This window comes from Sphingobium sp. KCTC 72723 (assembly GCF_014280435.1).
Classification (GTDB): domain Bacteria; phylum Pseudomonadota; class Alphaproteobacteria; order Sphingomonadales; family Sphingomonadaceae; genus Sphingobium.
This window is the reverse complement of sequence record NZ_CP060388.1, coordinates 773,142-797,748: the sequence shown is the minus strand read 5'-3', so window position 1 is coordinate 797,748 and position 24,607 is coordinate 773,142. Positions and strand designations below refer to the sequence as shown.

The following is a 24,607-nucleotide window of genomic DNA, read 5'->3' as shown; positions in this document are numbered from 1 at the left end:
CGTTGCTGTGAACAGACTTCAAAGCTATTTACAGAAACATTGGGGGTTCAGTGGCTCAGGGCAGCATTCATCACTTCAATCTGGTCAGCGGCCGGACACGCGATATAGCATCAATTTGGTGCGGAAGGCGCATGATCTTGTCTGTTAGCCCGCCTGTCACGATGCATATTTTTACTTAGGGGGCGACATGACAGCAGATGAGTATGAGCAGGCCTGTATCGCTATCTGGCATGATGACATGTTGGATCGTCGCGAAGAGGCAAATCTGATTTGTTCATATGTGGAAGGCTTTGCGGACGTTGCTCTAATCCGAGTGGATCAAGGCGCTCTCACGTTGGCCATTGATGGTGGTTATGGTCAGGGGAAAACATTCTTCCTCAAGCACCTTGCCGAACAGCTTAGAATAACCCATCCTGTGGCCTACATTGACGCTTGGTCTGATGACATAGCAGACGATCCGCTGACTGCGTTGGTTGCGACACTGACAGAGGCGCTGGCGCCGTACTTCCGGCAGTCGGCAGAACTCGAAAAGAGTTGGCGCGGCATTCTCGACAAGTCAGGTAAAGTAGCGAAGATAGCGGGTGTAGGGGTCTTCAAGCGGCTGCTTGGCCTAGCTATAACTGGGGGTTCCGTAGAGGCATTGTCAGACGTTCTAACCAATGTGGATGAGGACGTTGGAGACGCAATCAAAAATAGCTTGGAGGAACTTGGCAAGGACGCTGTTGAAAGCACGGAGCAAACCCTAAAGCAGGTTGCCCCAGACAAATTGATGGCTGATCGGGTCACGTCGTATCGCGAGGGACGCAAGGCCATCGCAGACCTCAAGACCTGTTTAGAAGCCATGGTAGAAAATGTTACAGAGGCGGGAAGCTCTCCGCCTGTCGTCATCGTCATTGACGAGCTGGATCGTTGCCGACCCACATATGCGATAAAGCTACTGGAGGAAATCAAGCACCTGTTCGACGTCGCAGGTCTAGTATTCATTTTCGGAATGCACGGGCAGCAGTTGGCCCACTCCGTCAATGCTGCCTATGGCGCTAACTTCGATGGCCCATCATATCTCAAGAGGTTTATAAAACGGCGGTACACGTTGAAAGACGCAGAGCATGTGGCATATGTGCAATCTCTATTGCAGCAAACTGCTATAACAGAGGATGATTTTTCATTCTATCAAATGGCTGTCTACGCATCCAATCCGTACAAGCCTACTCTTGCACAACTAGTTTCTGAATATCTGTATATGTATGATCTGTCGGCACGAGATGCGATAGAGCTGATTGATATACTTGCTACCTGCGCCAGCCTATCGAAGAATAAGAATTTGGTTGCGCCGCTTCTCATACCGCTCGCAATTGGGACAATGAAAGGATTACCGAAGGGGTCATTACCAACCGCAGTCCGCGTTGCCCGTTGGGAGTTTCGAGTTTTTCATAGGCGTAGTTCAAGCATCGACTGTCGTTTAGAGGTTGCGGCAGGGCAACTCAAAGCCGCTTCCGAGATGACGTACGAATTGCTATGTCAAATCGACGATCGGAACGCATTTCAAAGTGCAGCAATCCAAGGCTACGGGCCGAATGGAAATCCGTCTCTTGATGGTATGCAACGATATCCAGATTTGGTCTCTATGGTCAGCCGAATTCAGCGCCCTGCCTTAGAGGAATGATGGCGTCATTTATCTAGTGCTTCATTCAACACACTGGCCAACCTATCACTCTTTACCCAAGCGACCACCGCGTGTTGATAGAACGCTATGTCTCCATAGAACGTTTTCAGGACCGCAATCGTCTCTGCGTCATCCTCTCGTTCAGTGAAGAACTTATAGCTGTAGTCGTTGGGGTATCGTCTTAGGATTTTCAGCACATCGTTCAGCCGTTCATCACCATCCTCGCTGATCGCATATTTCGCTGCATTGGGCGTGATGTCGGGGAAGCGATCAGTCCATGGCTGACACATCATCAGGATCATGACGGGTAGAGGGTTGTCATGCATTGCTGGTAGGTTTAGTGGGTTCTTCATATACGATATTTACAAGACGTGTCAGTAGACAATTTAGGAGATCAGTGATGGCGAAGATGCCTTGGGAAAAATATGCCACTGTATCGGGCAAGATCGGTTGGACGACGAAGAAGTCTGTCCGTGCCAAGGCTCCCGGCAAGTCACCACGGGACAAGCTGTTGGAGGCAGTGGATACTCAGATCGGCTATCTGGACAAAAAGGATGTGGGCAAGAAGGCATGGTTCAAGCCGCATCCTGATGGCGATGTTGTGAAGTGTCAGGTTCGTTATGGTAACACGCCATTGAAGCTGTCCGGTGATGCTACCTATCTGGAAATGTCCATCGAGGCATTGTCACAGTTTCTTGCGGACATTCGCGAGGCTGTTGCGGCAGGTAAGTTCGACGGGCAGTTGGATGAGATCAGCGCTCGTATGTCGGCTCGTCGCACCAAGGGTTGAATGGTTGGGGAGCGCAGATCGGCGTTTGAGATAGATGGAGCCGTACCGACTTTGGTGGGTGCGGCTCCTGCATAGGTGACGCTGCACAAGCTATCTGCGCCAGTTTTGCGGCAGTTCTTCATCCACGTAAGAATGCGATGATCCTAAGAATGGACTAGCTACGACTTTAACGACAACTGCACACCCGAACAGCAGCGTCAGCCCTGACACGATCAAACAGCATACCATAAAAATGCCGATAATCCCGATGAGCGTCTTACTTTTGTAAACGACATATTTCAAACCGCTTAGCAGAAAAAAGACCATTATCGGAGCGATAAGCAAAACGAGCCACCAGACGGTTCTAGTCGTGCCTGCATAGTTCCAGATTATCAACGTGCCGACAGCTAGACTACCCAACAGCCAGCCTACCATCGGCGGCATTGGTGTGTTCGTTTTATTCACGTCCGACACAGTAGCCTCCCATTGCAAGTCAGCATCTAGGCCTCAAACATGTTGATTTGGGTTTAATACGCCTTCATTCGGAAGCACAATGATCCGGGTGCCAGTCCATCTGTCCGTCCGGTCCCTCATGGATCATAGCGGAGGTCCGACCGTCAGGTGCGATATGCACATAAACGTCGCTGTTGTTCAGTGTGACGTGCGTTTCGCCCCGTGTGTCACAGAACATTTGGTCAATCAGTCGGGTAAGGGACTGGTGTGTCTGGACCCGCGCAATATATCGAGCGTCGGCGTCATCGCTGTTAAGGGCAGCGCGGGCAGCGAGCAGTAGGCTAGCATCCTCTTCTGGACGCAATGCACCGCGCTCGATCTCAAGGTCGCGCTTGATACCAGCAAGCCGCGCCTCATCTGCCTCAACTTCCGCTTCAAGCTGGGCAACGCGCTGGGCAAGGGACTTGCTAAACACCTCAAGCAGGTTGTCCGATCCCCGCTGCATCTGCACCCGCTTGGTCGATATGGACCGTTCCAGTTCTGCATAGGCTATGGACAGTCGGGCAACGGCATCGCTTGGCTTGAACGTGCTGTCCTTCATCGCAAGATCGAACATGCAGTCCAACACAGCCCGTTCCAGTGTCTCATAGCGGATGCGGGTTTTGTTGGTGCAGGTATGTCCGCGCCGGGCGCTGTTGCAGCGGTAATAGCTGCGGTCAGTTTTTGCCACATACGTTGAGGGAGTCCCGTTCAGCAGCTTATGTCCGGTGCGACGACCGACTTTCTGTTGGCTCTCAAAATACATGGCACCGCCGCAAGTGCTGCACTTAGCGATACCTGACAGCAGGTTGTTCATGGTTTTTGTCGCCTGACCGCCCCACTTCGCGCGCTGCGACCGTAGCTGCTGGACTCGGTTGAATTTCTGTGCAGTGACGATGTGCGGATAAAAGTCCTGCACGACGATGCCTTTGGTAATTTCGTGCATCGCTGAGCGTGGCCTGCTCATAGGCTCGAACTCGCCAAGCACGGCCCGATTGGTCAGGATTTTGTGTAGGTAGGCAGTGTTCCAGCCCTGACCTCGATCCTTAATCCCGTATGCCCAGGACGCTTCCCGACGTTCGTTTAGGCGCTGCACAATCGAGGGCAAACCGCGTCCCTCAATATACCAATCGTAAATCTCGTTTACGACCGATGCCCGATATGGGTTTACCGTCATGTGCATAGTGGTGTCGTCGCGTTGCAACCAAGCTGGAAGGATTTTTGTCAGTGCGCGGCGGTCACCATTGATCGCTGCTTCGATCTTATTTTGCCAACTGGCTTTGATGCGGATGCTTTTCTTTTCGCTCTCCTCGCGGGCTAGTTCCGATTTGAGGATAATCGACATGACCTTCATCATGTCGATGCGCGTATTCGCCTCGTAAATCTGGTTGTCGTTCCACGTCGCCACGGTGACGCCGCTCATCGTCAGCGACCGGAGCAATTCGACCGCTTGTTCGTAACCAGCTCGTGTAAGACGGTCTAAATTCTCGCAGCACAGGACAGCGCCATTACTGAAATGCCCATCTCTGGCCCTCTGCTCAAATCCGCCGAGCAGCGACCCTTCGGAGCGGTTGTCTCCGTGGTATGCAGACTTGCCCTCTTCGACAATTTCCAACGCTGGGTCGTGTATCCAACCCATGCGTTCGACAAATGCGCGTCCTTCTACAAGCTGGCGTCGGACGCTATCACCCTTCGACTGTTCGTTACTCGAAAAGCGCGCGTAAATCCAAGCAGGCTGGGTCATATTTTCTCCGTAACGGCAAAGCGTTAACGGGGAGTGCAACCGTTTATGAACTGATCAACTGGTTGCACCCCTGCGCGCGCGGATCGAGCGGGGAGCCCGGCACGGCCATCACTTCGCGCCCGGCCTCTCCTGCCAGCCGTGCAGTGATGAGCGATCCCGATTTGGGTGCGGCCTCCACCACAACGGTGCCAATGGCCAGCCCCGCGATGATGCGGTTGCGCGCAGGGAAATGCCGCGCCAGTGGCTGAACGCCCGGCGGATGTTCGCTCACCAGCAGTCCGTCATGGGCGACCTGTTCCTGCAAATCCCGATTTTCCGGCGGAAACACGACGTCCAGCCCGCAGGCAATGACGCCGATCGTCCCGCTGCCTACCGAACCCTGATGCGCCGCCGTGTCGATGCCGCGCGCCAGACCCGACACGACGATCGCGCCGCGCTGGCCCAGATCCTGCGCCAGCGTGCGGGCAAAGCGCACAGCCGCCGCCGATGCGTTCCGCGCGCCGACCATGGCGATGCACTGCCCCTGCGCCATCGCAGCATTGCCGCGTATGATGAGCGCAGGCGGTGCGCCCTCCATCTGGTCGAGCAAGGCAGGATAATCGGCGTCCCCCATCAGCAGATAGCGTGCGCCCAATGCGCGCGACGCGGCAATCTCCCGCTCGATTGCGCCAGCGTCCGCGACGCTCGCCTTGCCGCCGCCCCGCGCCGCCAGATCGGGAATGGCGCGCAGCGCGTCGCCCGCCGTGCCGAACCGGGCCATCAATTGCCGATAGCTGACCGGACCGATCCGGGGTGACCGGATGAGGCGCAGCCGGTCGAACCGCTCCCGCTCGCTCACCCCTTGTCAGTGCCGATTTTGGGTTCCGTCCCCTGCACCAGCCGCGCGATATTCGCCCGATGCCGCCACAGCAGGATCAGCGCCATTGCCAGCGCCACCGGCACCAGTTCGAGCCGCCCCATGAACCACAGGGCCACCGGCGCGCTCACCGCCGCTGCCATGCCGCCCACCGACGACCATTTCGTCCCGAACAAAGCGCCCAGCCAGACCGCCGCAAAAATGCACCCTGCTGGCCAATGCAGCGCGGTGACCACGCCCATCATCGTCGCCACCCCCTTGCCGCCTGCAAAGCGCAGCCAGACCGGATAGCAATGGCCAATAAACGCCATTGCGCCTGCCATCGCCCCGCCACCATCGACCAGCGCCGCGCCGATCAGCACCGCCACGGCCCCTTTCAACAGGTCAAGCAGCAGGGTCGCCGCCGCCAACCCCTTGCGACCCGTGCGCAACACATTGGTCGCGCCGATATTGCCCGACCCGATCTGCCGCAAATCCCCCGCGCCGGTGAAGCGCGTGAGCAACAGGCCAAAGGGAATGGAGCCGAGCAGATAGCCAAGGACCAGAACGAACAGTGGAAGGAGCCAGGGAGGGGTCATAGTCTCGCCGATAGAAAGAAAGCGCGACCATAGCGTGACGGGCGTTGCGGGCAATGGGCGTGTTGACACCCCCGCCCGATGCCGCGACATGCTCTTTGTCATGACCGTCGCCCCCTCTGCCCCGATCCTTTTCTTCGATTCCGGCGTCGGCGGCCTGTCCATCCTCGCCCCTGCCCGCGCGATGCTGCCCACCGCGTCCATCGTCTATGCCGCCGACAGTGCAGGCTTCCCCTATGGCACAAAGAGCGAGGCGGAAATTGCCGCGCGGGTGCCAGCGTTACTGGGGCGACTGGTGGAACGCTATCGCCCGCGTCTGGCCGTCATTGCGTGCAACACGGCGTCGACCATCGCGCTCAGCCATGTGCGCGCCGCGCTCGACATTCCCGTGGTCGGCACCGTCCCGGCGATAAAACCGGCTGCGCTGGCGTCCAAAAGCCGGGTGTTCGGCGTGCTGGGAACCGACGCCACGGTGCGACAACCCTATGTCGATCGGCTGGCGGCGGAACATGGCGCGGACTGCATCGTGCTGCGCCATGGCTGCGCCGCGCTGGTCGAACTGGCCGAAGCGAAGCTGCGCGGCGAACTGCTCGATCCCGCCATCGCGCGCGCAGCGCTTGCCGGACTGACCGATCAGCCTGGCGGCGACGCGATGGACGTGGTGGCGCTGGCCTGCACCCATTTCCCGCTGGTTCAGGACGAACTGGCCGCCGCCGCGCTCCAGAATATCGGCCGCCCGCTCACCTTCGTCCATGGCGGCGAAGGCATCGCCCGGCGCATCGCTTTTCTGACCCAGGGGCAGGCCTGGCCCGCCGCCCCGTCCCCCGGCATCGCCGTGTTCACTCGTGTCGATGACAAGGTCCGCGCACTGGCCCCCGCGCTGGCGGAGTATGGGCTTGGCCGCATCGACCAGCTATGATCCAGCGCATTGGACAAAAGGTCCGATGTCTCTGATCGGTATTTCCCCCTATGCCTGCGAACGGTTAGCGCTGGTAATAGGCGCCATCTGTCGGTAAATGCCGCAACCAGAGGATGCGGGCCATCAAGGGATAGGGCGAGCGTGAACTACAAGCATATCTTTGCGCAGGCGATCGACCGTCTCCATGAAGAAGGCCGCTACCGGGTGTTTATCGACATCCTGCGCAATCGCGGCTCCTACCCCAATGCCCGCTGTTTTCATGGCCATAACGGGCCAAAGCCGATCGCGGTATGGTGTTCCAACGACTATCTGGCTATGGGACAACATCCCAAGGTGATCGCCGCGATGGAAGAAGCGCTGCACGATGTCGGCGCGGGTTCCGGCGGCACGCGCAATATCGGCGGCAACACCCATTATCATGTCGATCTGGAAAGCGAACTGGCCGATCTGCATGGCAAGGAAGCGGCTTTGCTGTTCACGTCGGGCTATGTCTCGAACGAAGCGACGCTGGCGACCTTGGCCAAGCTGCTGCCCAATTGCATCGTCTTTTCCGACGAACTGAACCATGCCAGCATGATTGCAGGCATCCGCAATTCGGGCTGCGAAAAGCGCGTGTTCCGTCATAACGACCTCGACCATCTGCGCGAATTGCTGGCCGCCGAAGACCCCGAAGCGCCCAAGCTGATCGCGTTCGAAAGCGTCTATTCGATGGACGGCGACGTCGCGCCGATCGCGGCGATCTGCGACCTGGCGGACGAGTTTAACGCGCTGACCTATCTGGACGAAGTCCATGCGGTCGGCATGTATGGCGCGCGCGGCGGCGGCATTTCCGAACGCGACGAAGTGGCCGACCGACTGACCATCATCGAAGGCACGCTGGGCAAGGCGTTCGGCGTCATGGGCGGCTATATCGCCGCCGACCAGATGATCGTCGACGTGATCCGCAGCTATGCGCCGGGTTTCATCTTCACCACATCGCTGTCGCCCGTGCTAGTCGCTGGCGTGCTGGCCAGCGTCCGCCACCTCAAAGGCTCCAGCGACGAACGCGAAGGGCAGCAGAAGTCGGCCGCGATGCTCAAGGCGTTGATGGCAGAGGCTGGCCTGCCGGTCATGCCATCCGTCACCCATATCGTCCCGCTGATGGTGGGCGATCCTGTGAAGGCCAAGCGGATCAGCGACATATTGCTGGCCGAATATGGCGCCTATGTGCAGCCGATCAATTACCCCACCGTTCCGCGCGGCACCGAACGGCTGCGCTTCACCCCCGGCCCCGCGCATACCGAGGAAATGATGCGCGATCTGGTGAACGCACTGGTGGAAATCTGGGACCGGCTCGACCTTGAAAAGGCCGCGCAGCAGGCGGCCTGAAACCTGTCATCCCAGCACATGCTGGAATGGCAGGAAAAAGGTTGGTTCAAACCCGCATCATCCCGCCCCGCAACGCATAACCACGATATAGCGCGCGGACATGCGCGACGCCGCCCATGTTGCGCGCGACAGCTTCGATCGCGTGGCCCAGCTCGCGGCGCGGGGTTACATGAAACTGCGCCAGCCATCCCGACAGCAGGCGCTTCCACACGCCCGGCAACCGCTCCTGCTGCCCGAAATCCACGATCTCCAGCCGCCCGCCCGGTGCAACGCAGGCCGCCGCCTGATGCAGCGCCGCTTCCCAGTCGGGGATCATCGACAGCGCATAGCTGACGAACACCCGGTCGAACGTCGCCCGCCCCAGCAGCGCATCCGCGTCGAACCCACACGCATCGCCCCGCGCCAGCGTCACCCGCGCGCCCATGCCTGCCTTCGCGACAGCGCCCCGCGCGGTGTCCAGCATCGCGTCCGATATATCGACACCATAAAGCTGCGCCTGCGGCCATGCCTTACCCACCGCGATCAAATTGCGCCCGGTGCCACAGCCGATTTCCAGCACGCTTGCACCAGCAGGGGGATCAAGGTCGGCGATCAGCCCGTCCCGCCCCAGCAGATAATATTTGCGGGTCAGGTCATAGATATGCCGTTGCCAGCGATAGACTCCGTCCATCAATTGCCCATGCGCGCTCATCACGCGCCTTTCAGCACATAGAGATGCACGCCGCCATAAATGGCCGAACGGTCGCGCGCGGTATAATCGCGCGATGCTTCCGCACGATAGTCCCACTGGTCCAGCACGCTGTCCATGACCCGCCCCGGCAATATGCTCGGCTCTCCTGCGGTACGGAACAGCACCCGCGCGCCCGGCTTTGCCGTCCGCGTGATCTGCGCCCACAGCGCGTTCAACTGGTCGTCATCCATCCAGTCCTGCGCATCCAGCAATATGTAGCGATCCGCCGATCCGGCAGGCTGATCGCGGAGAAAATCGGTGAAGTTGACGTGACGCACATCGACGCGGTCGGCCCGCGCCCGCACGGCGTCATGGTTCACCGCCTGCAAATAGGGCGGCAACGGCCCCTCGCTTGCAGGGTCATTGGCCGCATAGCCCCGCCCGAACGCCTGCACCGCGAAATAATTATCCTTCAGGTCGAAATCGCACGCCAGCTTTTTGAGCCGCGCCTTCAACACCGTGTCCATCCGGTCGTCCCCGGCCAGCGCCTCGAACTGCGCGGGCGGGATGCCCAGCCCGAACAGCGATGCAGGCTGGCTGGTCAGCCAGCGCACAAAGCCTTTTTCGAAGAACGGCGCCAGCTCCGCATCGAAAATGGCCCGCTGCTCCTCCATCGTTTTCGCGTCCAGCATCCGCTTGGGATTGACGCCATGCAGCCGCGCCAGCAGATGCGCCGCGCCAATGAACCGCCCCAGCAGGCCATGCTTGTAGATGCCCCGCGCGAAGCCACCGATCCGCCGCCGCCCGATCAGGTCGCGCCCTTCCCAATAACGCCGCGTCGCTTCGTCCAGATGCGGGGCCACGACATCGCGATAGGCCGCCACATTCTCCCGGCTGTCCGCCTGCGCGAAGAAGCGGTGAAACGCCGCATGGTCGGGCAAGGTCCGCGCCGCCATCAGCTTGAGCCGGTTGAGCGCAATATGTGCGGTATTTAGGTCGACGGCCGTAATCTTCGCCGGATCGTCAGTCAAGTAGGACAGGACGTTGCAGCCCCCCGACGCGATCGTCACGACATGGCAATCGGGCGTGATGGCCAGCGCCTCCATATCCACTACCGGGTCTTCCCATATCTGGGCATAGACGAGGCCGCGAAACGCAAAGGTGAAGGCCCGCTCCAGCAACCCCTGTTTCGACAGATGCCGATGCCGATGCACTGCGCGCGTGACGTTCTGATGTGCCGGTACCGCCATGTCGTAAAGCCTCCTCGCCGTCGGGTCGTGGCGCGGCGCATAGGGCAGGCGCGTGGCACAGGCATGACAAAGGGATGACTGCACGATGAAACAGGTTGCGGAACATTGACGCCCGCTCCCATCTTTTACCCTGCATGGCGCACTGGATAGAACCCCACCCCACCGGCATCTACGTCCGCCCCGCCGATGCGTGGATCGACCCGTCGATCCCGCGCGAACGGGCGCTGGTGACGCATGGCCATGCCGATCATGCGCGCGGCGGCCATGGCCATGTCTGGGCCACGCGCGAAACGCTGGCGATCATGGCGCTGCGCTATGGCACGGCGTCCGGCACGCCGGTCGGCTATGGCGAGGAAATCCGGCTGGGCGGCGTCACCATCCGCTACGTTCCCGCTGGCCATGTGCTGGGATCGGCGCAGATCGTCCTGACCCATGCGGGCGAACGGGTCGTCGTCACCGGCGACTATAAACGCCGCCCCGACCCCACCTGCCCCCCGTTCGAGCCGGTCCCTTGCGACATCTTCGTGACCGAAGCGACATTTGGCCTGCCCGTATTCCGCCACCCCGACACTGGCAGCGAAATCGACCGGCTGCTCGCCGCGCTCCACGCCAATCCCGATCGCTCGGTGCTGGTCGGTGCTTATGCACTGGGCAAGGCGCAACGGGTCATCTGCGAACTGCGCGCACGCGGCCATCATGACCCCATCTATCTGCACGGCGCAATGGAGCGGATGTGCGCGCTCTATGCCGAACTCGGCGTCGAAATGGGCGACCTGCGCCCCGCCACCGGCGTTGCGGCGAAGGATATGCGCGGTTCCATCGTAGTCGCCCCGCCCTCCGCCCTCAACGACCGCTGGAGCCGCCGCTTGCCCGACCCCATCACCGCCATGGCGTCCGGCTGGATGCGCGTGCGCCAGCGCGCGCGGCAGAAAAATGTCGAACTGCCACTGATCCTGTCCGACCATGCCGACTGGGACGAATTGACCGACACGATCCGCGAGGTTGCCCCCACCGAAACCTGGATCACCCACGGGCGCGAGGAAGCGCTGCTCCACTGGTGCATGACTCACCAGATTCGCGCCCGCGCGCTCGCCCTGGTCGGCCGCGACGACGAGGAGGAGGAAGGGTGACGGCCCGGACATCCCCCCACCCGTTCGGTTCGAGCTTGTCGAGAACTGTCTCGCGCGCGTTCTCGACAAGCTCGAACCGAACGGATGTTGGCGCATGAGAGCCTTCTCCCAACTCCTCGACGCGCTCGTCTATACCCGATCGCGCAACGGCAAACTCGCCCTGATCGCCGCTTACCTCCGCGCCGCGCCGGACCCGGATCGCGGCTGGGCGCTCGCCGCGCTGACCGGCAGCCTCGACCTCAAGGCCGTCAAATCATCCGCCATCGGCGATATGATTCGCGCTCGCGTCGATCCCGTCCTCTATGAAATGAGCCGCGATTATGTCGGCGACCTCGCCGAAACCGTCGCCCTCCTCTGGCCGCCACCGCCCAACGAACCGCCCGACCTAGACGATGGCACCCTGACGCTCGCTACCGTGGTCGATCGCCTCCACGCCACCAGCCGCGCCGCAGCGCCCGATTTACTCGCACAGATGATGGACCATCTCGACGCATCGGGCCGCTTCGCCCTGCTCAAACTCGCCACCGGGGGATTGCGCGTCGGCATTTCCGCCCGGCTCGCCAAGACCGGCTTTGCGCAGGCATTCGGCCTCGACGTCGATGATGTCGAGCAGGTCTGGCACGCCCTCTCGCCCCCCTACGCCGCCCTGTTCGACTGGGCCGAAGGGCGCGCCACCCGTCCCGATCCGGCAGGCACGCCCTTCTTTCGCCCCTTCATGCTCGCTCACCCGCTCGAAGCCGACAGCGTGGACCTGACCGATTATGCCGCCGAATGGAAATGGGACGGCATCCGCATCCAGATCGTCGGCACAGGGACACAAACCCGCCTCTACAGCCGCGCGGGCGATGATATTTCCGCCAGCTTCCCCGAAATCGCATCTGCTTTCACCGGCCATGCCGTGCTGGACGGCGAATTGCTGGTGCGCGGCGAATTTCAGGGTGGGGAGGCGGCCAGTTTCAACGCCCTGCAACAGCGCCTCGGCCGAAAGGTCGTCAGCGCAAAGATGCAGGCCGATTACCCCGCCTTCGTCCGCCTCTACGACCTGCTGCTCGAAGGCGACGAGGATTTGCGCGCCCTGCCGTGGGAGCAACGCCGCGCCCGGCTCGAAGCCTTCATGCCGCACCTCGAAGCCACTCGCTTCGACCTGTCCGCCGTCATAGACGCCGTCGATTTCGACGCGCTGGCCGACATCCGCGCCGGTGCGCGCGACGCCGCGATCGAAGGCGTCATGCTCAAACGCCGCGACAGCCCCTATGTCGCCGGGCGCAAGGCTGCACTATGGTATAAATGGAAACGCGATCCGCTAACCGCCGATTGCGTGATGATGTACGCCCAGCGCGGCCACGGCAAACGCTCCTCCTTCTATTCCGATTACACTTTCGGCTGCTGGACTGCGGACGGCGACCTGCACCCGGTAGGCAAAGCCTATAGCGGCTTCACCGACGAGGAACTCAAATGGCTCGACCGCTTCGTCCGCCAGAACACGGTCGCTCGCTTCGGCCCGGTGCGCGAAGTGGAAAAGACGCTGGTGCTGGAAGTCGCCTTCGATAGCATCCACGACAGCAAGCGCCACAAATCCGGCCTCGCCATGCGCTTCCCAAGGATCGCCCGGATCAGGCGGGACAAGCCAGCGGCGGAAGCGGATACTGTGGAAGGGTTGCGGAAACTGGTGCGCTAGGCGGCGTGGACAAATTCGATGTTAGCAGGATCGCTTTCCTGCGATCTGGTTGTTACCATTGGGAATGACGCTGGAAGAAGAGAGCGAACGAGCTACGTCGATGCTGATTGGCAAGGTTGTCCGCCGTGTCATGCGCCACCGCGATGGAGAGGTGGTGATCGAATTTGAGGATGGCAGCCGATTTTTTGCGGATAGCGACAGCCCTCTCGAACTGTCCATCACCTTGGAGGAATAGTATATGCGCCTTATGGCATTTTGGACGTCGATGCGATTGACGTAGCCCAAGAGGATTGATTCAAGGCTGCTTTTGGAGGCAGGTTTGAGCAGGGGCGATCTCACCGAAGCAGAATGGCGTGTTCTCAAGGGTCTGCTGCCCATTGACCCTGACAACCGCGGCCGAGGTAGACCTCCCGAGCAGAATCGTTCGATCATCAACGGCATTCTCTGGCGGCTCCGCTGCGGCGCTCCATGGCGCGACGTGCCACCAAAATATGGCAGTTGGAACACCATCTATCGGCGGTTCCGGCGCTGGAGCGAAGCAGGGGTTTGGGAGACCGTGGCAGTGACGCTCGCCGAGGTCATGGCGGACAGCCGCCACTACAGCATCGACAGCACCACAGTCCGCGCCCATGTTTCGGCAGCGGGCGGAAAAGGGGGACTCATCGACGCGCTCTTGGCCGCTCGCGGGGCGGGTTCACCAGTAAGCTTCACTGCCTGGCAGATGCCCTCGGCCGACCGCTCGCCTTCCATCTGACGATCGGCGAGGCCGCAGATTGCAAAGCCTATGACGCCCTGATCGGCCTGCCCGAGCGTCCACCTAAGGCTTTTCTCGCCGACAAAGGCTACGACGCTGACACGATCCGTGCCGACCTTGCCGAACGGAATATCGAAGCCGTCATCCCTGGCAGATCAAACCGCCGCGTGAAAATCGAGCATGATCGGGCGCTCTACAAGCAGCGCAATCGCATTGAGCGCATGTTCGGGCAGCTCAAGATCAACCGCGCCATCGCCACCCGCTACGATCAACTGGCCAACAGCTTCCTCGGAATGGTCCATATAGCCGCCGCCAGATACTGGCTCAAATTTGTCCACGCCGCCTAGCCCCCCACACCGTTCGGGCTGAGCCTGTCGAAGCCTCGTCCTTTCTTTGCACCGCAACGAGAAAAGAACGGCCCTTCGACAGGCTCAGGGCGAACGGATAGTATTTTCGCAATCGGCATTCTCTTCTAAGCCGGACTCAGATGCGCTCCCGCCATGACGATCCAAATGCTGCTACTCTACGGCGCGTTCGCCGGTCTTCTATTCGGCGTCGCCATTTCGCGTCATAAATCTGGCTGCATCGGGCTGCTGTCCGTCCCCATTGCAATGATTATCTACATCAGCATCTGGCAGGCCACCCATCCAGAAAACATCCGATCCACAAGTGGATTGGATTTCCTTTTCGGCCCACTTTGGCCCAGCATGGGCGCTGTAGCCGGATTTTTACGCGGGGCGGATGCTGCGGCATTTGCTAGGCAAGCGGTGATGTTGCTACGCGAATAAGGAAACCACCCCATGCCCTACACCGGAAGCTGCCACTGCGGCGCTGTCACCTTCACCGTCGCCGCCGACGTCCCCACCGAAGCAATGACCTGCAACTGCTCCCATTGTCATGCCAAGGGGCTGGTCCTCACCTTCGTTTCCACCGACCAATTCACGCTGGACAGCGGCGAAGACCAGATCACCGACTATCATTTCTACAAGCACGCGATCACACATCAATTCTGCCGCACTTGCGGCACCCAGCCTTTCGCGCTCGGCCAGTCCGCCACCGCCCCGATGCGCGCCATCAACCTGCGCTGCGCACCATCCATCGACCTCGACACATTGACCATCACAAAGGTCGACGGCGCGCGTTTCTGACCCACAAACAAACGGGCCGATGGCAAGGGGTGCAGCCATCGGCCCATCGGCCTTCACGTCAATATCGCACGGATCAGGGCATCAATACCGTATCGATGACGTGAATGACGCCGTTGGACTGGTTGACGTCGGCAATGGTGATCTTGGCCGATCCACCCTTTGCGTCAGTGACATACCAATCCTTGCCCTTCTGCCACACGGTCAGCGTCTCGCCCTGCGCGGTGGTCAGTACGGCCTTGCCCTTGTTGGCCTTCGCCTTGGCGGCAATGTCCTTGGCGTTCATCTTGCCCGGCACGACATGATAGGTCAGCACGCCGGTCAGCGTCGCCTTATTCTCCGGCTTCAACAGCGTGTCCACCGTGCCTGCGGGCAGCTTGGCAAAGGCGGCGTTGGTCGGCGCGAATACCGTAAACGGCCCTGCACCTTTCAACGTATCGACCAGACCGGCTGCCTTGACTGCAGCGACCAGCGTGGTGTGGTCTTTGGAATTGACGGCATTATCGATGATGTCCTTCGTCGGATACATCGCCGCGCCGCCGACCATCGGATTCTTGGCCATCTGCGCATAGGCAATCCCGCCGCCGCTCGCGGTCAACAGCACGCCGGCGAGGGCGATCGTCATGGGGGTGAACTTCATAGGGGCATCCTTCCAGATCTTTGGCACCCCACCAATGTCGGGATGCAGCACAGATACGCCTGACCGCGCCATATGGGTGCAAGCATGACCTAAAGGGCAGACGCTCGCGCCACCCAATTACACTGCGTCTTTGCGCTGTCATGCCAAGCCCCTATATGGGCGCTTTCGCGGAAGTGCCGCGCACAGGATATGGAGATGAATTTGAGCAAGGTTCTGGTCATCGGCGCGGGCGGCGTCGGGTCGGTCGCGGTGCACAAGATGGCGATGAACAGCGACATCTTCAGCCACATCACGCTTGCCAGCCGTCGCATCGTCAGCTGCGAAAAGGTCGCCGAATCGGTGCTGGCCCGCACTGGCGTCACCATCGACGTGGCGCAGGTCGATGCAGATGATGTAGCCGCGACCATCGCGCTCATTGAGAAGGTTCAGCCCAAACTGGTGGTGAACCTGGCCCTGCCTTATCAGGATCTCAATATCATGGACGCCTGTCTGGCGACCAAGACCGACTATCTCGACACCGCCAATTACGAACCGCGCGACACGCCCAAATTCGAATATGGCTGGCAATGGGCCTATCAGGAACGCTTCAAGGAAGCAGGCATCATGGCGCTGCTGGGTTCGGGCTTCGACCCCGGCGTCACCAGCGTCTTTGCCAGCTATATCAAGAAGCATCTGCTCGACACTATCGACACGCTCGACATTCTCGATTGCAATGGCGGCGACCATGGCCAGCATTTCGCCACCAACTTCAACCCGGAAATCAACATCCGCGAAGTCACCGCGCCGTCGCGCCATTGGGAAGGCGGCCAGTGGGTCGAAGGCCCGGCATTGAGCCACAAGCAGACGTTCGACTTTGATAAGGTCGGGCCGAAGAACATGTATCTCATGTATCATGAGGAGTTGGAAAGCCTCGCCAAATTCTACCCGGAAATTCAGCGCATCCGCTTCTGGATGACCTTCGGCGACGCCTATCTCAAGCATCTCGAAGTGCTTCAGAATGTCGGGATGACCCGCATCGACCCGGTGATCTATGAGGGCAAGGAAATCATCCCGCTCCAGTTCCTCAAGGCCGTATTGCCCGAACCGTCCAGCCTTGGCGCCACGACCAAGGGCAAGACCAACATCGGCGACATCGCGACCGGCACCAAGGATGGCGTCCAGAAAACCGTCTATGTCCTCAACATCTGCGATCATGAGGATGCCTATGCAGAGACGGGCAATCAGGCCGTCAGCTACACCACCGGCGTCCCCGCGATGATCGGCGCGGCCATGATGCTGACCGGCGCGTGGAAGGGGGAAGGCGTGTTCAACATCGAACAGATGGACCCCGACCCGTTCATGGACATGCTCAACAAACACGGGCTTCCCTGGCAGGTAAAGGAACTGGACGCGCCACTGGGGTTCTGACACCCCGTCTTCCCAGCGAAGGCTGGGATCTCCCTTTTCTGTTGCGCCACAAGGAATTGAGACCCCAGCCTTCGCTGGGGTGACGATGTGGCGGAGGATGCTTCATGGAAACCAAAGCCGGCGATCCCGCCGCCTTCGTGCATTTCGACCTGTATCGCGTGCCGTCCCCTGCCTTCGTGGTGGATGAGGCCGCGATCCGGCGTAACCTTGCTATCCTCGCGGACGTGCGCGACCGTGCGGGCATCAAGGTGCTGGGCGCGCTCAAGGCGTTTTCCATGTGGTCGCTGGGCAGCGTCGTCGGCGAATATCTGGACGGCGTTTGCGCATCGGGCCTTTACGAAGCGCGTTTGGGCCGGGAGGAGTATAGGGGCGAAGTCGCGACCTATTGCGCCGCCTACAAGCCTGATGATCTGGCCGAAATCCTCACAATCTCCGACCATGTCATCTTCAACAGCCCCGGCCAGATCACGCGATTCAAGCCCCAGATCGACGCCGCTCGCGCAGCCGGACATAGTTTCGACATCGGCCTGCGCATCAACCCGCAAAACCCGGAGGGGGAGGTCGCCAAATATGACCCCTCCCAACCGCACAGCCGCCTCGGCTTCCCGGTAAGCCAGTTGACGCCCGATCATCTGATCGGCGTGGACGGCATCCATTTCCATAATCTGTGCGAACAGGATCTGGCCCCGCTCGAACGCACCTGGGCAGCGGTCGAACCGCACATCATGCCGCACGTCGATAGCCTCAAATGGCTGAACTTTGGCGGCGGCCACCACATCACCCGCGCCGATTATCAGCGCGACGACCTCATCGCCTTTCTGCAACGGATCAAGGCGCAGACTGGCCTGACCCTCTATCTCGAACCGGGCGAAGCGATGGCGCTGGACGCGGGCATTCTCATCGGCGAAATCCTCGACGTGATCGACAATGGCATGGCTGTGGCCATCACCGATATTTCTGCCACCTGCCACATGCCCGACGTGATCGAAGCCCCCTATCGCCCCGCCATGCTGCATGAACCGCACGATGGCCCCGTCACCCGCTTGGGCGGCCCATCCTGCCTGGCCGGTGACATCATCGGCGACTATCATATCCCCGGCGGCGCGGAACCGGGCGCGCGCATCGCCTTCCTCGATCAGGCCCATTATTCGATGGTCAAGACGAACACATTCAACGGCGTTCCCCTGCCCGCCATCTGGCTCTGGCACTCGGATACGGACGAACTGCGCGAAATCCGGGCCTTTTCCTACAGCGATTTCAAGGCTCGCCTCTCCTGAGGCACGGCTCGCGGCCCCCCACGCAACAAAATTTACACATGCGCTTTACAGGGGGGGTCACGCCGCATATAGCGACCCTCCGCTGCCCCATGGGACTTCCACCGCAAGGCAGCTTCTTATGCCCATGAACGACACTGGAGGTCCCTTGAATTGCACAAGCATCCTAGCGCGCTGGGGGTAGCGACCACCCTCACACCGGCAGCACCGGTAACGCTGATTCGCCCGCAGGCTGCGGCGCGTGCCGCCCGATTCTTCGTTGAGAAGTTTCCGGGGCGCTCGCTCTATGCCGTAAAGGCCAACCCCTCGCCCGATCTGCTTCGGACGTTGTGGGACAGCGGTATCTCGCACTATGACGTCGCTTCCATCGCGGAAGTGCGCCTCGTCGCGGAAACCCTGCCGGACGCCAAGCTGTGCTTCATGCACCCGGTCAAGGCTGAAGAAGCCATTGCCGAAGCCTATGCCGTCCATGGCGTGCGCACCTTCTCGCTCGACACGATCGATGAGCTGGAAAAGATCATGCGCGCCACCAATGACGCGACCGATCTGGAACTGTGTGTCCGTTTGCGCGTGTCGTCGGAACATAGCGAACTGTCCCTCGCGTCGAAATTCGGCGCGGAACTGGGCGAAACCCGCGAATTGCTGATGGCCACTCGCCAGGCCGCCGATGCGCTGGGCATCTGCTTCCATGTCGGCAGCCAGGCAATGAGCCCCCAGGCCTATAGCGACGCGATCGAACGTGTCCGCGCCGCCATCGTCGATGCGGCCGTAACGGTCGACATCATCGATGTCGGCGGCGGCTTCCCGTCCATCTATCCGGGCATGGAGCCAGTTGCGCTCGAAAATTATTTCGACGCGATCCACCGTGGTTTCGAAAGCCTGCCCGTCAGCTACTCGTCGGAATTGTGGTGTGAACCCGGCCGGGCCTTGTCCGCTGAATATAGCTCCATCATCGTCCGTGTGGAGCGCCGTCGCGGCACCGAACTCTACATCAACGACGGTGCCTATGGCGCGTTGTTCGATGCGGCGCATATCGGCTGGCGCTTCCCCGTCGCCCTGCTGCGCGAAGATGAGAGCGAGGCGGACCTGACCGGCTTCTCCTTCTACGGTCCGACCTGCGACGACATGGACCATATGGTCGGCCCGTTCATGCTGCCTGCCGATGTGGGTGTGGGCGACTATATCGAAATCGGGATGCTGGGTGCCTATGGCGCGGCCATGCGCACCGGCTTCAACGGCTTCACGTCGGAAGCGACGATCGAAGTGGAGGATGCGCCGATGGCCAGCCTCTACGCCGAAGCCGCCCCGGCCCGCCGTCGCGCGAATGTCATCAAGCTGGGCTAGATAGTCCGACGGTTTCCCCGTTGGAGAGGATGCCAGTCCCTCGCCGCGCCCCCCTGCGGCGAGGGACTTTTTTATCGGCGGAAAATCCCGACCATCTCGACATGAGTGGACCAGCGGAACTGCCCCACCGGGCGCACGCTTTCCAGCCTGTAACCGCCAGCCACCAGATGCACTGCGTCACGCGCGAAGCTCGCCGGGTTGCACGATACATAGGCAATCACCGGCACGCTCGACGCGGCCAGTTGCATCACCTGTTCGCGCGCACCGGCGCGCGGCGGGTCGATAACCACGGCGGCAAAGCGGTTCAGTTCCTCCGGCACCAGCGGGCGACGGAACAGGTCGCGGTGATCCGCCATCATCCGCCGCTGCGCGATTTGCCCTGCGGCTTTGAGCGACAGGACGACATCCCGCGCGCCCTCCGCCGCATAGACCGGCCGCCCCACCCCCAGCGCCAGCGCGAATGTGCCAAGTCCGCAAAACAGGTCGGCAATCGCTCCCGTCTCCGGCATCGCGTCGCGCACCGCGCGCACCAGCACCGCTTCGCCATCGGGCGTCGCCTGAAGGAAACTATAGGACGGAAATCCGACCGCGACGCCGCCGAACGTCATGGTCGCCGCGTCGGGCGCCCACCGCGTCCGCGGCCCGTCGCCCTCGTCGATCGTCAGCCGCGCCAGGCCATGCGCCCGCGCGAAATCGCCCAGCCCCTCATCCGCTGCCAGACCCTCGACCTTCACACCCTCCAGCAACAGGTCGACCCCTTGGTCCACCAGCGACATCCGCACATGCGCCGCCCGCTTGTCCGGCAGGATCAGCAGCAGCAATGCGCGCAACGGCTCCAGCAAGGCAAACAGGCGCGGGTCCAGCACCGCGCACATCGACAGGTCGATCAGCGTATGACTGCCCGCCTCGGCAAAACCGATAGTGATTTTCCGTCCCGACCGCGCGGCCCGCAACGACGCGCGCCGCCGCGTCATCGGCGGCGACAGGTGCGGCGGCAGCACGCTTTGCGCCACCACCCCTTGCCCCGCCAGCGCGCCAACCACGCGCCCGGTCACGAAATCGGCCAGGCTTGCCTCATCCAGATGCTGCAATTCGCACCCGCCACATGCGGGGAAGTGGACGCAAGGCGGCGCGACATGATGCGGTCCCCGCGCCACGGTGCCGTCCGGCAACAGCCGGTCCCCCGGTGCGGTCAGTGGCGCATGGCGGCCATCGGCGGTGATGCCATCGCCCTTGGCGGCGACGCGGATGATGATGTCGTTATCGGTGTCTGTCACAATCGCGCGCGATAGCCGCTGGCAACGCATCAGGCAAATCGTCCGCAATCAATCCCGCGCCCACCTGCCGCGCCGTCGCTCATGGCTGCTGCCCGGCGACCTTGACCGGCAGGCGATAGCGATCCCCGCCGATCCGTATTTCGATCCGGTCGCCTTCGACGATCTGCAACTGCGCCGCTTCGGCACCATCCGCTGCCTCCAGCCCGCGCCCGTCGGCCAGGACCCTGAACCGGCGAAACCCGCCGTCACCATGGCGCAGCACCAGCATCCCGCCCGACCGCTCCACCGAGCAATCCCGGCCCCACGCCGCATCCGCGCCGATCGCGCAATCGGCCATGCCGTCATCGACCGGCGCTTGCGCCTGAACCGAGACGGCCTCATTGCCCGGCTTGCCCGGTTCGCCGCCACACGCCGCCAGCAAGAGCAATCCGGCCAGGGCCGCCCTCATGCCAATGCGCCCCGGCACGCCAGCACCACCGGACCCAATATATCGGCAAAGCGCCGCTGCCCCGCCGCATCGCCGACCAGATCCTGTCGCATCTCTATACCCAGATAGGGGATGCCACTGGCTTCGGCATGACGGTTCATCGTCGCATTCAACAGCTTGCCTGAATAGGGCAACTGGTCGCCCACATGCAGCCCGGCGTCACGCAGCATGGGAATGGCGATCCGCGCGGCGCGATCATCTTCCCCATATAATATGCCGATGTCCCATGGCCGCTGCTGCCCCGGATCGCTTGCCAGACGCGGGGTAAAACTATGCACCGACAGAATGAACGGCGCGGTCATGGCGTCCAGCAATCGCGCCACTTCATGATGATAGGGATGGTAAAAGCGCATCATCCGGTCATTCAGATCCGCGTCCCGATTGCCGGGAATCGCATGGCCATCGCTCATCACCGGCAACAATCCCGGCGCGTCCGCTTCCCGGTTGAGGTCGATGACCAGCCGCGACACTCCGCCCAATATCGCGGTGCAGCCCAGTTGCTTCGCCAGCAAAGCGCTGACCGCCGCCACGCCAATGTCGATGGCAATATGATTGCCCAGCAAATCCGGTTCGATGCCCAGGTCGATGTCGTCCGGTACATGCGCCGAGGCATGATCGGCAATGATCAGAATATCGAGATCGCCCTGGTCGATCCGGGTAAAAGCCTCGCTCATGCTATCCTGATCCGCGTTTCCATCATCCACCAGTCCCGATGCGCCGCTCGCATCGCCATCGCCGCATCCGCCATCGCCGCGTCATCGTCGAACAAGGCAAAGCAGGTCGCGCCTGACCCCGACATGCGCGCCAGCACGACCCCATTCTGCGCCCGCAACACCGCCAGCACGTCACCGATCACCGGCGCAATCGCCATTGCCGCCGCTTCCAGATCATTATGCCCCCGCGCCACCAGCGCATCAATCCGCGTCGCGTCCAGCGCCCCGCGATCCTGCCCGTCCCATCCGGCAAAGACGCGCGCCGTGGACACGCCAACCCCAGGATTGACCAGCAGCATCGCCATTCCCTCCAGCCCGTCGACATGATGCCGCGCCAGCCGCTCGCCACGCCCGCCCACCATCTGCGTCACGCTGGAGATACAGGCCGGCACGTCGGAACCCAGGTCCAGCGCGATGGCCGCCAGTTCCGCTTCGTCAATCCGCACATCCCATAATCGCACCAGCAGGCGCAACGTAGCGGCCGCATCCGCCGACCCGCCGCCAATCCCCGACGCCACCGGCAATATCTTGGTCAGTCGGATCGCCGCGCCGCGCTGCTGCCCCAGATAGGCCTGCAACGCCCGCGCCGCCTTGACGACCAGATTACCCGGCCCCGCGTCCAGCGCTGCACCGAACGGCCCGTCGATCATCAGGTCGATCGCGCCGTCATCGGTCGCCACCCCGGTCAATCGGTCGCCATGCTCGGCAAAGACGAACAGGCTTTCCAGCGCATGATAGCCATCGTCCCGCCGTCCCCGCACATGCAGCGCGACATTGACCTTGGCATGGGCCGTCTCGACCACCGTTTCGCTCTGCGTTCCCGCGTCAGGGTGCGGCATATTCTGGCTTCAATCCCTCTTTGGTCTTGGCGTCCAGCCGCGCCGCGACCGCGCCCTGCGCGTTGATGGACGCCGCTTCCCACGCATAGCGCGCTTCATACCGCCGCCCCGCGCTCCACAGCGCGTCGCCCAGATGTTCGTTGATCGTCGCATCGTCGGGCGCACCTGCCGCCGCGCGTTCCAGCACCGGCACCGCTGCGGCCACATCGCCGGTCACATATTGCGCCCAGCCCAGCGAATCGGCGATCGACGCATCCTGCGGCTTCAACGCGCTTGCCCGCTTGATCAGGTCCAGCGCGGCGGGAATATTCTGCCGCCGCTCGACCTGCGCATAGCCCAGATAGTTGAGGATCACCGGCTCGTTGGGCGCAATCTTCAGCGCCCGTTCCAGCACGGCCCGCGCCTCGTCCCACCGTTTGCCCTGTTCCAGCGCGCTGCCCTCAAACAACAGCAGCGCCCATGGCACCTGCCCCTCGGCAAAGCCCGCCTGCGCCGCCCGGAAAGCCGCCGCTGCGCCATCATAATCGCGCCGCTCCGCCAGCAACCGGCCCAGCCGCACCTGCCGCTCCGCATCCGCACCCGGTTCCGCCGCCAGTGCGCGGGCCAGCGCCAGTGCCGCCTCATCCTGCCCCGCCGCCGCCAGCGCATCGACCATTTCCGCCTGCGCCAGCGCGCCATACCAGCCTTCCACCGGCACCGCCCGCACGACATTCGCCGCCGCCGGGCCATTGCCGGTCAGCGTCAACAAACGTGCAGCGACAATCTGCCCGTCTGCGCTTGCCGGGTCGGTAAAGCCAGCAATCCTTGCCAGCCGCACGCCCATGGCGCGCCCTTCGCGGTCGGCGGCAATATCCACCGCCAGCCGCGACAGCAGCCGCGCAAAGCCCTGCGCCGGCGTCACCGCCGCGCCCAGCGCTTTTACGCCCTTGCCCCGCTCGATTCCCGCGCGCGCCCGGCCGAATGTCGCGTCGCCCACCGGCAACAGCATCAGCGCCTCCGCCTTCGCGCCCTGCCGCGCCAGTTGCGCGGCAAAGGCGAGCCGCAGCATCGCCCCATCGGCAGGCCGCGCAGCGATCGCCCGGCGCAACGCCGGAACCGCCACCGTCAGGTCACCCCGCCCCAGCGCCTGCAACGCCACATGCTCATCGACATAACGCAGCGCCAGCGCGGCGAAACGGTCCTTCACATCCACCACCGGCGGCGCATATTGGCCCTCGCCCAGCGCAATCCAGCTCGTAATGATCGGCGCGAGGAAAGCGAAATTTCCCTCCTCCACCATCCGCGCCGTCAATGTCCGCGCCCCGGCCCAATCCTTGCGCGCCAATCCGTCGCCGATGCGCAACAGTGTGCCGTCGCGTGGCAAAGCCCCCGCTTCGTCCAGCAACGCGGCGGACCGCAGCGCCAGCGCCCGGTCGCCGCCTTCCAGCGCCTGCGCATAAGAACGCCGGGCAATCTCGATTCGCGCCGGATCCATCGTCAACGCCGCGCGATAGCTGTCCACCGCCGTCGCAAGCGCGCCATCACCATCCGCCAGCCGCGCCCGCGCATAGGCGTGCAGCGCGCTGTCGGGGTCCACCGACGCCCCGGCCGCCACCGGGGTCATCAGCATCAGG

General features: G+C 62.0%; 25 protein-coding genes and 1 pseudogene. 13 read left to right on the top strand and 13 right to left on the bottom strand.

The window, feature by feature from the left end; translation table 11 throughout:
- Window positions 1-187: 187 nt before the first annotated feature.
- Window positions 188-1,663, top strand: coding sequence for a P-loop NTPase fold protein (locus SPBM01_RS04025; RefSeq protein ID WP_188064115.1), 1,476 nt, complete (start codon window positions 188-190; stop codon window positions 1,661-1,663).
- Window positions 1,664-1,668: 5 nt separating this feature from the next.
- Here SPBM01_RS04025 and SPBM01_RS04020 read toward each other — a convergent pair whose 3' ends face one another.
- Window positions 1,669-2,016, bottom strand: a complete 348-nt coding sequence (locus SPBM01_RS04020) for a hypothetical protein (protein WP_188064114.1) — start codon at window positions 2,014-2,016, stop codon at window positions 1,669-1,671.
- 47 nt (window positions 2,017-2,063) lie between these two features.
- Between SPBM01_RS04020 and SPBM01_RS04015 the strand changes: the two genes are divergently transcribed.
- Window positions 2,064-2,453 carry a hypothetical protein gene (locus tag SPBM01_RS04015; RefSeq protein WP_188064113.1) on the top strand — a complete coding sequence of 130 codons (390 nt, stop codon included), beginning with the start codon at window positions 2,064-2,066 and terminating at the stop codon, window positions 2,451-2,453.
- A gap of 90 nt (window positions 2,454-2,543) precedes the next feature.
- On the opposite strand, the gene SPBM01_RS04010 is transcribed toward SPBM01_RS04015, so the two are convergent.
- The 4 genes and pseudogenes from SPBM01_RS04010 to plsY all read right to left on the bottom strand — a co-directional run bounded on the left by SPBM01_RS04010 (window position 2,544) and on the right by plsY (window position 6,102).
- The gene (locus SPBM01_RS04010) at window positions 2,544-2,906 is read right to left on the bottom strand and encodes a hypothetical protein (RefSeq protein WP_188064112.1); all 363 of its coding nucleotides are present in this window, start codon (window positions 2,904-2,906) and stop codon (window positions 2,544-2,546) included.
- A 64-nt stretch (window positions 2,907-2,970) separates the two neighbouring features.
- Window positions 2,971-4,668, bottom strand: a complete 1,698-nt coding sequence (locus SPBM01_RS04005) for a recombinase family protein (protein ID WP_188064111.1) — start codon at window positions 4,666-4,668, stop codon at window positions 2,971-2,973.
- Window positions 4,669-4,720: 52 nt separating this feature from the next.
- Window positions 4,721-5,506, bottom strand: a pseudogene (gene dprA, locus SPBM01_RS04000) (DNA-processing protein DprA); the annotation flags it as partial.
- Window positions 5,503-6,102: a glycerol-3-phosphate 1-O-acyltransferase PlsY gene (plsY, locus tag SPBM01_RS03995; protein ID WP_188064110.1), complete on the bottom strand. Its 600-nt coding sequence runs from the start codon at window positions 6,100-6,102 to the stop codon at window positions 5,503-5,505. The pseudogene dprA and the gene plsY, both read right to left, overlap by 4 nt.
- 100 nt (window positions 6,103-6,202) lie before the next feature.
- On the opposite strand from plsY, the gene murI reads away from it, so the two are divergent.
- Together murI and hemA are read left to right on the top strand one after the other, a co-directional pair.
- Window positions 6,203-7,018 carry a glutamate racemase gene (gene murI / locus SPBM01_RS03990; RefSeq protein ID WP_188064109.1) on the top strand — a complete coding sequence of 272 codons (816 nt, stop codon included), beginning with the start codon at window positions 6,203-6,205 and terminating at the stop codon, window positions 7,016-7,018.
- Between the two features lie 141 nt (window positions 7,019-7,159).
- Window positions 7,160-8,386 (top strand): 5-aminolevulinate synthase, encoded by a 1,227-nt coding sequence (gene hemA / locus SPBM01_RS03985; protein ID WP_188064108.1) that lies wholly within the window; start codon window positions 7,160-7,162, stop codon window positions 8,384-8,386.
- 46 nt (window positions 8,387-8,432) lie between these two features.
- On the opposite strand, the gene SPBM01_RS03980 is transcribed toward hemA, so the two are convergent.
- Complete coding sequence (locus SPBM01_RS03980) at window positions 8,433-9,077, bottom strand: class I SAM-dependent methyltransferase (protein WP_188064107.1); 645 nt, start codon at window positions 9,075-9,077, stop codon at window positions 8,433-8,435.
- A complete protein-coding gene (locus SPBM01_RS03975; RefSeq protein WP_188064106.1) occupies window positions 9,077-10,306 on the bottom strand; it encodes a DUF3419 family protein in 1,230 nt (409 codons plus the stop codon). The genes SPBM01_RS03980 and SPBM01_RS03975 overlap by 1 nt, the downstream gene beginning before the upstream one ends.
- 134 nt (window positions 10,307-10,440) lie before the next feature.
- Here SPBM01_RS03975 and SPBM01_RS03970 point away from each other — a divergent pair, with 134 nt between their 5' ends.
- From SPBM01_RS03970 to SPBM01_RS03945, 6 genes are all read left to right on the top strand, one after another.
- Complete coding sequence (locus SPBM01_RS03970; protein ID WP_188064105.1) at window positions 10,441-11,436, top strand: ligase-associated DNA damage response exonuclease; 996 nt, start codon at window positions 10,441-10,443, stop codon at window positions 11,434-11,436.
- Between the two features lie 94 nt (window positions 11,437-11,530).
- Complete coding sequence (locus SPBM01_RS03965; protein WP_188064104.1) at window positions 11,531-13,114, top strand: cisplatin damage response ATP-dependent DNA ligase; 1,584 nt, start codon at window positions 11,531-11,533, stop codon at window positions 13,112-13,114.
- 64 nt (window positions 13,115-13,178) lie between these two features.
- Window positions 13,179-13,349: a hypothetical protein gene (locus tag SPBM01_RS03960; protein ID WP_172598856.1), complete on the top strand. Its 171-nt coding sequence runs from the start codon at window positions 13,179-13,181 to the stop codon at window positions 13,347-13,349.
- A gap of 84 nt (window positions 13,350-13,433) precedes the next feature.
- A protein-coding gene (locus tag SPBM01_RS03955) for an IS5 family transposase (protein ID WP_223177772.1) occupies window positions 13,434-14,215 on the top strand; the annotation gives its coding sequence in 2 pieces (ribosomal slippage) (window positions 13,434-13,758 and window positions 13,758-14,215; 783 coding nt in all).
- A gap of 153 nt (window positions 14,216-14,368) precedes the next feature.
- Entirely contained in the window at window positions 14,369-14,656 is a 288-nt protein-coding gene (locus SPBM01_RS03950) for a hypothetical protein (protein ID WP_188064103.1), read from the top strand.
- Window positions 14,657-14,668: 12 nt separating this feature from the next.
- Entirely contained in the window at window positions 14,669-15,016 is a 348-nt protein-coding gene (locus SPBM01_RS03945) for a GFA family protein (RefSeq protein ID WP_188064102.1), read from the top strand.
- Between the two features lie 73 nt (window positions 15,017-15,089).
- Here SPBM01_RS03945 and SPBM01_RS03940 read toward each other — a convergent pair whose 3' ends face one another.
- On the bottom strand, window positions 15,090-15,653 hold the full coding sequence (locus SPBM01_RS03940; RefSeq protein ID WP_262504319.1) for a fasciclin domain-containing protein: 564 nt from the start codon (window positions 15,651-15,653) through the stop codon (window positions 15,090-15,092).
- A 201-nt stretch (window positions 15,654-15,854) separates the two neighbouring features.
- Here SPBM01_RS03940 and SPBM01_RS03935 point away from each other — a divergent pair, with 201 nt between their 5' ends.
- The 3 genes from SPBM01_RS03935 (at window position 15,855) to SPBM01_RS03925 (ending at window position 19,678) form a co-directional block, all read left to right on the top strand.
- Window positions 15,855-17,060 carry a saccharopine dehydrogenase family protein gene (locus SPBM01_RS03935; protein ID WP_188064101.1) on the top strand — a complete coding sequence of 402 codons (1,206 nt, stop codon included), beginning with the start codon at window positions 15,855-15,857 and terminating at the stop codon, window positions 17,058-17,060.
- Window positions 17,061-17,164: 104 nt separating this feature from the next.
- Window positions 17,165-18,337, top strand: a complete 1,173-nt coding sequence (locus SPBM01_RS03930) for a carboxynorspermidine decarboxylase (protein WP_188064100.1) — start codon at window positions 17,165-17,167, stop codon at window positions 18,335-18,337.
- A gap of 150 nt (window positions 18,338-18,487) precedes the next feature.
- Window positions 18,488-19,678, top strand: a complete 1,191-nt coding sequence (locus SPBM01_RS03925; RefSeq protein ID WP_188064099.1) for a type III PLP-dependent enzyme — start codon at window positions 18,488-18,490, stop codon at window positions 19,676-19,678.
- Between the two features lie 71 nt (window positions 19,679-19,749).
- On the opposite strand, the gene SPBM01_RS03920 is transcribed toward SPBM01_RS03925, so the two are convergent.
- From SPBM01_RS03920 to SPBM01_RS03900, 5 genes are all read right to left on the bottom strand, one after another.
- Window positions 19,750-20,955 (bottom strand): class I SAM-dependent RNA methyltransferase, encoded by a 1,206-nt coding sequence (locus tag SPBM01_RS03920; RefSeq protein ID WP_188064098.1) that lies wholly within the window; start codon window positions 20,953-20,955, stop codon window positions 19,750-19,752.
- Between the two features lie 79 nt (window positions 20,956-21,034).
- The gene (locus SPBM01_RS03915) at window positions 21,035-21,403 is read right to left on the bottom strand and encodes a hypothetical protein (protein WP_188064097.1); all 369 of its coding nucleotides are present in this window, start codon (window positions 21,401-21,403) and stop codon (window positions 21,035-21,037) included.
- Window positions 21,400-22,116 (bottom strand): N-formylglutamate amidohydrolase, encoded by a 717-nt coding sequence (locus tag SPBM01_RS03910; protein WP_188064096.1) that lies wholly within the window; start codon window positions 22,114-22,116, stop codon window positions 21,400-21,402. Before SPBM01_RS03910 ends, SPBM01_RS03915 begins: the two co-directional genes overlap by 4 nt.
- On the bottom strand, window positions 22,113-22,994 hold the full coding sequence (locus SPBM01_RS03905) for a 4-(cytidine 5'-diphospho)-2-C-methyl-D-erythritol kinase (RefSeq protein WP_188064095.1): 882 nt from the start codon (window positions 22,992-22,994) through the stop codon (window positions 22,113-22,115). The genes SPBM01_RS03910 and SPBM01_RS03905 overlap by 4 nt, the downstream gene beginning before the upstream one ends.
- Window positions 22,981-24,603: a tetratricopeptide repeat protein gene (locus tag SPBM01_RS03900; protein WP_188064094.1), complete on the bottom strand. Its 1,623-nt coding sequence runs from the start codon at window positions 24,601-24,603 to the stop codon at window positions 22,981-22,983. Before SPBM01_RS03900 ends, SPBM01_RS03905 begins: the two co-directional genes overlap by 14 nt.
- Window positions 24,604-24,607: the final 4 nt, after the last annotated feature.